At 60.0% G+C, this 12,403-nt stretch carries 10 protein-coding genes; 4 read left to right on the top strand and 6 right to left on the bottom strand.

Annotated features, from left to right (window positions below):
* Positions 1 to 240: 240 nt before the first annotated feature.
* The 6 genes from PWJ82_RS03355 to PWJ82_RS03330 form a co-directional block, all read right to left on the bottom strand.
* Positions 241 to 978 carry a phosphoglyceromutase gene (locus PWJ82_RS03355; RefSeq protein ID WP_016443345.1) on the bottom strand — a complete coding sequence of 246 codons (738 nt, stop codon included), beginning with the start codon at positions 976 to 978 and terminating at the stop codon, positions 241 to 243.
* A 132-nt stretch (positions 979 to 1,110) separates the two neighbouring features.
* Positions 1,111 to 1,263 (bottom strand): hypothetical protein, encoded by a 153-nt coding sequence (locus tag PWJ82_RS03350; RefSeq protein WP_154653577.1) that lies wholly within the window; start codon positions 1,261 to 1,263, stop codon positions 1,111 to 1,113.
* 113 nt (positions 1,264 to 1,376) lie between these two features.
* Entirely contained in the window at positions 1,377 to 4,289 is a 2,913-nt protein-coding gene (gene adhE / locus PWJ82_RS03345) for a bifunctional acetaldehyde-CoA/alcohol dehydrogenase (protein WP_274734358.1), read from the bottom strand.
* A 751-nt stretch (positions 4,290 to 5,040) separates the two neighbouring features.
* On the bottom strand, positions 5,041 to 7,233 hold the full coding sequence (locus tag PWJ82_RS03340; RefSeq protein ID WP_274735327.1) for an FtsX-like permease family protein: 2,193 nt from the start codon (positions 7,231 to 7,233) through the stop codon (positions 5,041 to 5,043).
* Between the two features lie 2 nt (positions 7,234 to 7,235).
* On the bottom strand, positions 7,236 to 7,931 hold the full coding sequence (locus tag PWJ82_RS03335) for an ABC transporter ATP-binding protein (protein ID WP_274735325.1): 696 nt from the start codon (positions 7,929 to 7,931) through the stop codon (positions 7,236 to 7,238).
* On the bottom strand, positions 7,928 to 8,449 hold the full coding sequence (locus PWJ82_RS03330; protein WP_274734353.1) for a PadR family transcriptional regulator: 522 nt from the start codon (positions 8,447 to 8,449) through the stop codon (positions 7,928 to 7,930). The genes PWJ82_RS03335 and PWJ82_RS03330 overlap by 4 nt, the downstream gene beginning before the upstream one ends.
* A gap of 425 nt (positions 8,450 to 8,874) precedes the next feature.
* Between PWJ82_RS03330 and PWJ82_RS03325 the strand changes: the two genes are divergently transcribed.
* The 4 genes from PWJ82_RS03325 to PWJ82_RS03310 all read left to right on the top strand — a co-directional run bounded on the left by PWJ82_RS03325 (position 8,875) and on the right by PWJ82_RS03310 (position 12,298).
* Positions 8,875 to 10,026 (top strand): trans-sulfuration enzyme family protein, encoded by a 1,152-nt coding sequence (locus PWJ82_RS03325; RefSeq protein WP_274734351.1) that lies wholly within the window; start codon positions 8,875 to 8,877, stop codon positions 10,024 to 10,026.
* 74 nt (positions 10,027 to 10,100) lie between these two features.
* On the top strand, positions 10,101 to 10,880 hold the full coding sequence (locus PWJ82_RS03320) for a transporter substrate-binding domain-containing protein (protein WP_274734350.1): 780 nt from the start codon (positions 10,101 to 10,103) through the stop codon (positions 10,878 to 10,880).
* Between the two features lie 10 nt (positions 10,881 to 10,890).
* A complete protein-coding gene (locus tag PWJ82_RS03315) occupies positions 10,891 to 11,559 on the top strand; it encodes an amino acid ABC transporter permease (RefSeq protein WP_126135326.1) in 669 nt (222 codons plus the stop codon).
* On the top strand, positions 11,552 to 12,298 hold the full coding sequence (locus PWJ82_RS03310) for an amino acid ABC transporter ATP-binding protein (protein ID WP_274734349.1): 747 nt from the start codon (positions 11,552 to 11,554) through the stop codon (positions 12,296 to 12,298). Before PWJ82_RS03315 ends, PWJ82_RS03310 begins: the two co-directional genes overlap by 8 nt.
* The last annotated feature ends 105 nt before the right edge of the window (positions 12,299 to 12,403 follow it).

Here is a 12,403-nt window from a genome sequence, read left to right as displayed (position 1 = left end):
GCGAGCTTGGACAAGTCCCGGCCGCGAAGCCGTGACTGAGTTCATAGCCGGGCCGTGTTGGCGGGCACCCGGAGCTTCCATGGCCCTGAGCAGTATGGCTAGGGCGCCCGCGGGCTTCCCCACAGCGGGCCCGCAACCCCCGCCACACAGCGCGCCCGTGGTTAACAAGCAGCAGGGCCCCGGTATAACCGGAGCCCTGCTTGACTCTTAGCCCTCTAACTTAGCGCTAGAGAATGCGAATTACTTGCCCTGGTTGGCGACTTCCGCGATCTTCTTCTGCGCTTCGGGATCGAGGTAGGTACCACCCTTCTTGACGGGCTTGAGGGTTTCCTCATCAAGCTCGTACACCAGCGGAATGCCGGTGGGGATGTTCACGCCCACGATGTCATCATCGGAGATGTCATCAAGGTACTTGACGATGCCGCGCAGCGAGTTACCGTGCGCCGCGATCATGACCGTTTTGCCGGTCTTGATGGCGGGAACGATATCGGATTCCCAGTAGGGCAGCGCGCGCGCGAGCACATCCTTGAGGCATTCCGAGCGCGGGATCGGCTCACCGGCGTAGCGAGGATCCTGATCCTGCGACCATTCCGAACCGAGCTCAATGGCCGGCGGCGGAACATCATAGGAGCGGCGCCACTGCATGAACTGCTCTTCGCCGTATTCGTCGCGGATTTCCTTCTTGTTCTTGCCCTGCAGCGCGCCGTAGTGGCGTTCGTTCAGGTGCCAGGACCGCTGCACCGGGATCCAGTGGCGATCACATTCATCCAGGGCGATATTCGCCGTGGTGATCGCGCGCCGGAGCAGCGAGGTGAAGAGGAGGTCGGGGAGGATGTTGTTCTCCTTGAGGAGCTTGCCGCCGTGAGCGGCTTCCGCACGCCCCTTCTCCGAGAGCGGCACATCAACCCAACCGGTGAACAGGTTCTTTGCGTTCCAATCGCTCTCGCCGTGGCGGAGCAATACCAGTGTGTAGGTCATATCGTTATTCTTTCATGTCACGGCGCGGCTTACCACGCTCTTTGCCAGGAACTTAAAGGGGAACGACGGCGCCCGCGCCCGGCATCGCTGCCGGCCGCGCGCGGACCGGGCCACCAGCGGCTTGATAGCCGATTAGCAGCCCGGCGCGTTCGATTCCACCGAGCAGGATCCGGGACCCGAGGAGCTCGGATCGGAACTGGGGTTATCCGAAGGGGATGAGGAACATGAGGCCAGGGCTAGCGAGCACAGCAGCGCTCCCGCCACAGTCAGTAGTTTCTTCTTCACCTTACCCACTCTACCGATGGAAACCCGCCGGAGGCGAGCCTTGAGGCCCAGCGCGGCGGGCGCCGGACTGCGTGTCCCCGACGCCCGCCACCTGCCAGGCTGGCTTTGTCGGATTAGTTCGCCGCGCCCTCAGCTGCGCCGTCGTTCTTCTTCTCAGCCTTGGCGCCCTTCGCGGACGCCTTCGCGGAAGAGCCGCTCTCAAGCTGGGTATCAACGAGTTCTTCAACGGCGGGATCATCCTGATCGGCTTCGGCGTGCTCGAGGCTGGCCTTGGCCTTGTGATCGTAGATCTCTACCTGGGCGTTCGTGGCCGATTGCGAGGCAGAGGGCCGGCTGGACTCACCCTTGCGCACCTTCGCGGCCTTGCGACGGGCCGCCTCACCGGTGCCGAGGTCAGCGAGCACGTCCACACCGCGCGAGGCAGTGTAGCCGACTTCGCCTTCGAAGGCATCGATGATGAGGGTGCGCAGCTCGGAAACGAGCGGGGCCTTCGGGTTGGCCGGAGTGCACTGGTCCTCGAGGGCGCGGTCGGCCAGCCAGTCAAGCTTGGGCTCGAGAGCTTCCCAGGTCACCCCGTTCGCCTTGAGGCTCATCTCAATACCGAGATCCTCGGCGAGCTTGGTGACCTCGTCGATGAGGGACTGCACGCCCTCTTCGGTGGTCGAAGCCGGGAAGCCCATGTAGCTCGCGAATTCCGCGAGGTCTTCGTCGGCGCGGTAGTGCTCGTAGGCCGGGAAGATGGAGTGCTTGTACGGCTTGGTGGCGTTGTAGCGAATAACATGCGGCAGGAAGATCGCGTTGGTGCGACCGTGCGCAATATCGAATTCACCGCCAACCTTGTGCGACAGCGAGTGGACAATGCCCAGGAACGCATTGGCGAAGGCCATACCGGCCATAGCCGAAGCGTTGTGCACTTTTTCCTTGGCTTCCATATCGCCTTCCAGCACGGACTTGCGCAGGTTAGCGAAGATGAGCTGGGCGGCGCGGATGGACAGGCCGCGGGTGTAATCGCTGGCCATCGTGGAGACATAGGATTCGATGGCGTGCGTAAGCGCGTCCATACCCGAATCGGCCGCGGTGCGGGCGGGCACCGAGTCCACGTACTGCGCGTCCACAATCGCCACGTTCGGGGTAATCGCGTAATCGGCGAAGGGGTACTTGACGTGGGTTTCGGCGTCGGTAATAACCGCGAACGGCGTACATTCCGAACCGGTACCGGACGTGGTCGGGATGGCCACGAACTGCGCCTTGCGCCCCAGCTTCGGGAAGCGGTAGGTGCGCTTGCGGATATCCATGAACTTCTGCTTCATGCCGAAGTACGAGGATTCGGGGTGTTCGTAGAAGAGCCACATGGCCTTCGCGGCGTCCATGGGAGAACCGCCGCCCAGGGCGATAATGCAATCGGGCTGGAATTCTTCCATGAGTTTCGCCCCGCGGAACACCGTGGTCGAGGAGGGGTTGGGTTCCACGTCCTGGAAAATGTTCCAGGCGACGTCGTCCCGGCGGGCCTTGAGGTGATCGATAATAACATCCACGTAGCCGTTCATAACCATGCCCGGGTCGGTGACGATAAAGACACGCGAAATCGCGGGCATCTTCTGCAGGTACTGCGTGGAGTACCGCTCGAAGTACGTCTTCGGCGGAACCTTGAACCACTGCATATTGTTACGCCTTTCCGCGATTCGCTTGACATTAATGAGATCGGTAGCGCTGACGTTATGCGAAACGGAATTCCGCCCGTAAGAGCCACAGCCGAGCGTCATGGACGGGATGAGGCCGTTGTAGACGTCACCGATGCCACCCAGAGCGGAAGGAGCGTTAACGATAATGCGGCAGGCCTTCATGCGCAGGCCGTATTCGCGCGCCACGTCCTTATCTTCCGTGTGGATGACCGCGGTGTGGCCCAGACCGCCGAAGCGCAGCAGCTTTTCGGCCACGTCGAAGCCTTCGGCATCGCTTTCCACGGTGGTGTAGCCGAGCACCGGGCACAGCTTTTCGCGCGAGAAGGGTTCCTCGGGACCGAGACCCTCGAGCTCAACGAGGAGGATCTTCGTTCCGGTGGGAACGTCAATGCCGGCACCTTCCGCGATGCGGTCCGCGTTCATACCGACGACGTCGGCACTGATCGTGCCATCTTCCTTGACCATGAACTTGGCCAGGGCTTTCTTCTCTTCCGGCGTGACAATATGGCAACCCATGCGCTCAAATTCGGCCAGGAGCTCCTCGCGGATCGAGGCATCGATCACGAGGGACTGCTCGGAGGCGCAGATCATGCCGTTATCAAAAGTCTTCGAGAGGATGAGGTCGTTGACGGTGCGCTTGACCTTGGCGGTCTTGTGCACGTACACCGGGGCGTTACCCGGGCCCACGCCCAGGGCCGGCTTGCCGGTGGAGTAGGCGGAGGCCACCATGCCCGCACCCCCGGTGGCCAGGGCCAGGGAGATGGAATCGTGGTTGAGCAGGGTCTTCGTGGCTTCCAGGGAGGGAGTTTCGATCCACTGGATGCAGTGTTCGGGGGCGCCGGCGGCAATCGCGGCGTCCAGCATGACCTGCGCGGCGAGCGCCGAGGACTTTTGCGCGCTGGGGTGGAACGCAAAAATAATCGGGTTGCGGGTCATGATGGAGATAATGCACTTAAACATCGTGGTGGATGTCGGGTTGGTCACCGGCGTCACCCCGGCAATCACGCCCACGGGCTCAGCGATCTCGATAATGCCCTTCTGCTTATCCTGCCGGATAATGCCCACAGTGCGGTCATACTTGATGGAATTCCAAATATATTCCGTGGCGAAAAGATTCTTGACGCACTTATCTTCGTAGAGGCCGCGGCCTGTTTCCTCAATGGCGGCCTTGGCGAGCACCATGTGCTGATCAACCCCGGCAAGGGCCATCGCGTGCACAATCGCATTAATCTTTTCTTGATCGAAGGCATCGAATTCTTCGAGGGCGGATATTGCCTGCGATGCCAAGCGATCGATCATGTCACCAACGTTGGTGCGGTCACCAGTTTGCTGAGTGGTAGCCATAGTTCGCTTTCTCCCAATGGATCCGCGCCTGTGTCACCTTCGGCATATAGCGCGCCCCGCGCTGCGGGAGACCCGCGGTGCGGGAGCGACGCCGGCTCTTGACGAACCATGCGCGTTTCCGTACGAGCCGTGATGCCGGTTGCCGGCTCCATCGTCGCTCGCGCCTTTACTTTAGCGAATGAAAGATGCCTGCGTTGTAGCGCAGCTCGCACCGGGCGTGCCGCGAGACAAGCGGGAGCAGAGCCGGGACTTTCTGCCCGTTACCTGCGGTTTTACGCACGGAAAACACGCTGAAAAGCCCTGAAAATTCCTCAGAAAATCGCGGTTCGCGCGCGCGACCCAGCCCGAAAAGTAAAAGTCAGACAACTTCGCGGGACTCATGTCCCCTTCTTCGCCGTGCGCAAAGTTATTTTTTTCACGACGGCGCCAGCCTGGCAAAGGGCACTCAGGAAGGCGGCGTGGAGTTTCGGGGGCTCCCCCGCACCGCTGGCAGGAGACGTTGAGGCGAGCAGGGTGAAGTTTCGCTTTTCTCAAGAGCCACACCATTCCCAGAGAGGGCGGTATGTGTTTTCACACCTGTACTACGTATGTAATACGTGCGCAGTACAGCTCCCGCCCGAGGAAATTAAAGCTAGTGACGCCCGCGCACACGAGCGGAACGTGACACGCTCTGAGCTGATTCGAGAAGCCGTCTTAGCGTGACGATCTCTTTGCAGGGCTCAGCCAGGAAATACCTACAGCGCCGAGCCCGCTACTCCCGCGCGTTATTGGCCGGCTCGCTGACCCGGCGCAGCGCGGGTACGAGTGCCAGGACCGCGAGGAGGGAGAAGCCCAGCGCAGCCAGCAAGGCCAGCAGCAATACAGGCGAGAACGAGGCATCCAAGGTGGTCGAGCGCATCTCCATGAGCAGCCAGCCTGAGCCGAAACCGGCGGCCGTCGTCAGCGTGGCGATGACAGCCAGCGGGAGCACCGACTCCACCACGAGCATGGCGGCCAGCTGGCGCACCTGCATGCCGCTCAGGCGCAGGGTCAGCAAAGAGCGGCGTCGTTCTAATAACCCCGCGTACGTAGAAACCAGCAGCGATACAATCGCCACCGCAAACGTCAGCGCAATTCCGGCGTAGACGAGGTAGGTCATCGTTTCCACGGTCTTGTCCACCGCCACCGCGATACCCCTCCCACCGGCGAACACATAGATATCGCCCGGCTCGCCCAGCTGCGCATTCATGAGGATCGTGCGCACCGCTTCAATATCGCCCGGCTCGCGCAGGGACAGCAGCACCGCGTGGGCCTGCCCGGAAATATGCGCGCTGTACTCTTCTTGCACGGTTCCGGCCAATTGTGTGGCATCACGGGCTTCGACGACGGTGCCCGGCGCATCGGCCAAGTCCCAAAAATTCACGCCTACTACCCCACTGCCCTGGCACGTGAGTCCCACGTACCGCTCGGTGCCATCGCAGGGAAGCACCACCCAGGACCGTGCGAGATAGGGCACCGTAAGGGCTCGGGCGCCCGGGACATTCGCGGGAATCGCCCAGGACGCGGCTTCGGCCTGCTCCGGGCTGAGGTTCGCCAGCACCGCGGTAGTGGCCGGCATTTTCTCCGCCACCGTAGGAACCTGCGCACCCAGGAAATCCACCTCGGAAACCGTCGTAATAAAGAAGGTACCGGCGAAAAGCGCGAGGATCACCCCGGAAACCGAGCGGGCGATCCGCCCAGAATGCGCCCGCACGTATTTTTGGCCGATAATCATAGGAGCCCGCCGCGCCCACCGCGCGCTCAGGCCAGCCAGCGCGTAGATCAACCAGCGCGCTGCCACCACCAGGCCAAACATCATGATGACCACAGCCGCCAGGAAAAGAGTTTGTTCGGAGTTCGTGGCATTATCCGCTTCGCTGGTGACATACAGATAGCCGAAGATCGCGCAGGCCAGCGCGATACCGGCGAAACTGAGCGGAGAGGGGCGGGTGGGTGCGCGGCGGCGTCGTACCACCCCCAGGGGCGTGGCATCAATGCGCCGCAGCCCCCACAGATTCGCCCCCACCACCATCGCAATAATCGCGAGCGCGACGAAGGCGTACGCCAGCGGCGTGACCGCGAGGGACTCCGCCCAATAGCGCCCGCGCGCCAGCGGAATCTCCGCGAGCAGCGGCCGCGCCACCACGAAAAGCGCCGCGCCCAGCACATACCCGACCGCCGCTCCCACCAGCGCCTCGAGGATGAGAATCCCGCGCACCTGTGCCGTGGTGGCCCCCACCAGGCGCAACGTGGCGTAACGCTGTTCGCGCTGGGCACTGCCGAGCGCCGCCGAAATAGAAATAAGGAAAAGCACCGGGAAAAGCAGCACGACCAGGCCGATGAGGAGCAGGATGAAATTCGGGTCGCTGCCACTCGACCCGGCCGGCTCGAACGAGGCCACGCTGTGCGCAACACCCACCTCGCTCAGATCTGCACCCACCACGGCGAGGAGGTCGTCCGGACCGTTGGTGAATTCTTGCGGCAGCATGCCCCGATCAGTGGTTCCGAAGCGGCCGGCCACCGCGGGATTCGCGCTGGTTTCCAGCAGGGTGCGGGTTCCGCGCGACAGCAGATATTCGCCGCGCCCCGGCCAGGTGATACCGTGCAGCTGCGCCGGATCGCTCACCCCGGCCGCGTCCACATACAGAACCTCCACCTGCGCCCCACCGATCACCGCGAGGTCATCGATACCGGGGCGATACATTTTTATATGCGACGACGCCGCAGCTGCGGGCACATCCTCAACATACGGTGCATTATGCAGTGCCTCCTGCCAGGATTCGGCGGTGCGGTCGAAAGTCGCGTGGGTGAAAGCGGCGAAAGCGAGCAAGAGGACGGTTCCGAAAGCAACCGCGCCGGTAATAAGAGCGAGGCGTCCCTTGGTTTGGGCGAGGGATTGACGTACCACGATCCAGGCCACGTGCATGGTTAGGCCTCCAGGATTCCGTCGCGGACGATGACCTCGCGGTCCGCGTAGGCGGCGATGGTTGGTTCGTGGGTGACGAGGACGACGGTCATGGTGTGTTCGCGGGCCAGGTGCACCAGGCCGCTCATCACGTATTCGGAGTTGAGGGAATCGAGGGAGCCGGTGGGTTCGTCGGCAAAAAGGATGCTGGGCTGGGGGCACAGCGCCCGGGCGATGGCGATGCGCTGGGCTTCCCCACCGGACATTTCGCCAGGCAGTGCCTTCGCGTGGTCCGCTAAACCGACGCGCTCGAGCCAGTGATACGCCGTGGCGTAGGCGGTGCGCTTAGCGGTACCGCCCAGCAGAAGCGGCACCGCGATATTATCCAGGGCGGTGAGCTCCGGGACGAGCTGGCTGAATTGGAAAACGAAGCCGAAATCCTCGCGGCGCAAGCGAGTGCGTTCATTATCGGACAGCGCGGTGAGTTCGCGCGGCAGACTTGCGGCACCCGCCAGGGCCCGGCCGAAGTAGGAGACCGTACCGCTATCGGGAAGTTCGATACCGGCCAGCGCGTGAAGCAGAGTTGATTTACCCGAACCGGAGGGCCCCATAATAGCCAGGATTTCCCCGCGCTGGATCTCCAGGCTCACGCCGCGCAGCGCGGCCGTTTTCCCGTAGCTTTTCCTGAGATCCCGGGCGGAAAGAATACTATCGCTCATAGCTCCTCCTTGAGCTGGTCGAGACGCGCGGAGGTCAGTTGGATCCAGCGCAGATCCGCCTCGATATGGAAAATGGCGCTATCGAGAAGAAGTTTTTCAGCCAGCGGGGCGCCCTGCTTACGGGTGGTGAGCTCACGCATGCGCTGCTGGTGGGTAGCTCGCTGTGCCTTGAGATAACGGGAGGCATCCCCGGTCACGAGGAGCGCGAGAATCGTTTTGAAATAGAGATCCTCCTGGAGCGCGAGCGCCGGGACTTCCGGGGTGGCCAGCCATTCGCGTAAGGAGCGCTCCCCGGTAGTGGTGAGTGCGTAGCGGGTGCGGCTCGGGCCGCCGGAGCTTTCATGGTCATCCACCTGCGTCACCTTGGCATCGCGGGCCAGCCGCGCGAGGGTGGCATATACCTGGCCGGCCAAAATCGGCTTATCCCCGGCGAAATAGCGGTCATAGAGCTTTTTTAACTCGTAGCCGTAACTCGGTTCGCGGGTAAGCAAACCGAGGAATGCGTACTGAACTTCCATCCCACCACCAACTACTCACTCAGTAACTAGTTCAGCTAGTCACCGAGTGTATAGCTATGGATGCGGGATGCGCAAGAGGTGCGGGAAGCGCGGGAATTGCGGTGATAGCCAGGCGTCCGCGCGGGGCGGCAGGCGCGGCGTCGTCGTATTACCGCAGCTCAACGCGGCAGAAAGCCGCGAACGGACTTTCCTCACCCGGTTTGCGTCTCACGCAGTTTGCCGTTATCCTTTCAACCATGGCTAATAACACCGTCACATTCGTATCCGCCTCCATGGCTATGGGTACCCGCATGTGCATGTGTATGCCTATGTGCATGTCCTGCTAATTTCAGCTAGCACATTCTCATCGCCCGCAGCGGGCACAATTCCCCCTTATTTTTCGGATAGCAATATCCGTAATTTCGCGTACCCAAAATGGATTAACTATGCCTCAACCCTATTCTTTTGCCACCCGAGTTGTTAACGACTACTCCGCCTCGCGCCCCGATGATCAATACCGCGCTGTCATACCTCCTATTTATCTGGCATCCACATTCGAGCAACCCACCGATGGCTCCGCGGGGCCGTACGGGTATCAGCGCAGCTCCAACCCGACCCGCGGCTCTGTTGAATCCGCGGTTGCGTACGTGGAAAACGCTAAGCACGCGCTGGCTTTTGCCACCGGGATGGCCGCCACCGCGACGGTCTTTTCCTCTCTGACAACAGGCGACCGCGTATTACTTACCTCGTCAGTTTACGGAGGCACTTTCCTACTGGTCGACGAATTTTTCACCCGCCGCGGGATAACCGCCGAGTTCGTAGACGACTTCAATGAGTTGACGGAGGTTCCCGCAGATACCGCGATAATATTCCTGGAATCGCCCACCAACCCCACCCTCCGGGTTACCGATATTTCCCATGTCGTATCTTTGGCTAAAAAAGTAAATGCCAAGGTCGTAGTTGATAACACCTTCTCAACCGCATACCTGCAACGGCCCTTGGAACTGGGCGCAGATGCCGTCGTTTACTCGGGCACGAAATATTTTGGCGGACATTCCGATGTCTTAGCCGGTTTTATACTGACCAATGACGACGAATGGTATTCCAGCCTGAAGATAGCCTCCAAGGCACTCGGTAATCCCCTCTCGCCTTTCGATTCTTATTCGATTCTGCGCGGGCTAAAGACGCTTGTTATCAGGCTCGAACGCCAGCAAGAAAATGCCACAATCCTCCGGAACTACCTCGAGAATCACCCGTCCGTGTCGCGGGTATTAGCACCCGGCTGGTATTCACCCAAAGAAAAGGAGATTCACACCCTCCAGTCGAAGGGCGACGGCGCACTTTTCGCCTTTGAACTTGCTGACGGCATCGACTTCCATACCTTCGCGAAGAATCTGAAGCTTATGCGCTTCGCGGTTTCTTTGGGCTCCGTGGAAACCCTGATCTGCCACCCGGCAACCATGATCCACGAAAATCTGAGCCCGGAAGAACGCGAAAAGGCGGGAATCTCTGACCGCCTGCTGCGCCTCTCTGTTGGCATCGAGGACGTCAACGATCTCAAAGCCGACCTAGAAAATGCCCTATCACATATCAACTAAGGGAACCGTCAAGTAACCGAACCATCAAATATCCGAACCATCAAGTACCCAAACCATCAATTAAGGGAACCGCAATGAAGAAAATATTTAAGGTGCTGGCTGCCGGACTTGCCGCTGTGACCGTCTTGAGCGGTTGCGGAGCCAAGAAAGACTCGCTGGCCCAGATCGAAGAAACCGGAAAACTCAAAGTAGGCATCGAGGGCACGTTCGTGCCCTACGGCTACCATGACAAATCAGGCAAGCTGGTGGGCTTTGAAGTGGAGATCGCCCAGCTCATCGCCCAAGACCTCGGCGTTGAACCCGAATTCGTTGAGACTAAATGGGATTCCCTCATTGCCGGCCTCGACACGGGCAAGTATGACATCGTCATCAATAACATCAACCCGACGGAGGAGCGCCGGAAGAAATATGATTTCACCGCTCCTTACGCTATTTCTCGTTCAGAGATCCTGGTTAAAAAGGGCTCCGGCATTACCAAGCTGGAAGATCTTAAAGGCAAGAAGTGCGCCCAGACTCCGTCTTCTGACTACGGCCAGACTGCCGCCGCAGCTGGCGCCGATATCGTGCCCAGCCAAGGTTTCTCTAAATCAACACAGCTAGTCATTAACGGCCAGGCAGACTGCACGGTTAACGACGTCGTGACGGTTTCTGACTTCCTGAAGAAAACCTCCGCGACCGATCTGGACGGCATCAAGGTGCCCGGCGCCGAGCCGGTGCAGATTTCGGTCATGCTGGCCAAGGGTTCTGAACCACTCAAGGAGAAACTCAACGAATCTATTGCCAAGGGCCTGAGCAACGGCTCCTACGCAAAGATCTTTGAGAAGTACATCGGCGAAGATATTTCGCCTAACTAAAAGGTACGTCATGAATACGATCACGCTGTGGCTCGAGTCTTTTCCGCAACTCTTAGCGGCCACGTTAAAAGTTACGATTCCGCTTTCCCTGATTTCTTTCGCAATAGCGCTCGTTTTGGGCATTATTACTGCCCAGCTGAGGCTATCTAAGAGTCGGATAGCTCGGGCCATAGCGTGGTTGTATGTGTGGATTTTCCGCGGAACCCCGCTTCTCGTGCAGCTCTTCATCGTCTTTTTCGGGCTGCCCAAGGTCGGCATCACGCTTTCGGCCTGGCTAGCCGCTATCATCACCTTTTCGCTGAACACCGGCGCGTATATCTCCGAGGGAATCCGCGGAGCGCAACTCTCTATCCCCTCGGGCCAATGGGAGGCCGCCGCTACGTTGCGTCTGACGCATTGGCAGACGCTTCGCCACGTCATTGGCCCGCAGATCTGGCGGATCGCGCTGCCCTCCATCAGTAACGAATTCGTGAACCTGGTGAAATCAACGTCCCTGGCCTCCGTCATCACCATTTCCGATGTGTTCCAGATCGGCCAGCAGATAACAGCGCGCGTCTATGAGCCCTTGATACTTTACGTTGAAGTCGCAGCTATTTACCTGGCCATCTGCACGCTGCTGGCGTGGCTGCAGGCATATCTGGAAAAGAAAACCTCTAAGTACGTGGTGAAAAATGATTGAGATAAAAGACCTAACTAAAACCTTCGGCAGGGATACCCACGCCTTAGCGGGCGTAACCGCGGCCTTTTCACCCGGCAAAACAACTGTGATCGTGGGCCCCTCCGGTTCCGGTAAATCCACGCTGCTGCGCACGCTCAACCTGCTCGAAGTTCCCGATTCCGGGCACATCAAAGTTGAGGATTTTTCCCTGACCTTCCCAGCACAAGTAACGAAGGCGGACAAAGAAGAAATCCGTTCGCACTCAGCCATGGTATTCCAGGGCTTTCATCTATTCCCGCACCTGACCGTGCGCGACAACGTTGAACTTGCCCCACGGCTGCACGGAAAAGACCAGAAAGCCGCGCGCATCGACAGCGAGTCATTGCTCGAGCGAGTTGGACTCAGCGCGAAGACGCACGCTTATCCCGCGGAGCTTTCTGGCGGCCAGGCCCAGCGGGCAGCAATCGCCAGGGCGCTAGCCATGCGTCCGAAATATCTTTTGTGCGACGAGCCAACCTCCGCGCTGGATCCCGAGCTCGCCGCTGAGGTTTCCAACGTTCTTTCCGAACTGGCCAGCCAGGGGCAGGGCCTCATCGTGGTGAGCCATGATATGAATTTCACGAGGCGCGTGGCAGACCAGGTGGTTTTCTTGGACGCGGGCCACATCCAGTACGAAGGCGCCCCGGAAGATTTCTTTACCTCGAAGAATGAGCGAATCGTGAAGTTCCTATCGGTGTACGACCCGGCAGAAAACTTGTAGAAACGCGCGAGGTGGGTTGCACAACCGGAGGGTTGCCGAACCGGAGGGTTGCGGTGATAGTCGGGCGGACCCGCCGGGTGGGAGGTGTGGCGTCGTCGTACCATC

Origin of the sequence: Actinotignum schaalii (assembly GCF_028864145.1) — a bacterium.
GTDB classification, from domain to species: domain Bacteria; phylum Actinomycetota; class Actinomycetes; order Actinomycetales; family Actinomycetaceae; genus Actinotignum; species Actinotignum schaalii_B.
This window is presented reverse-complemented; position numbering and strand designations above follow the sequence as displayed.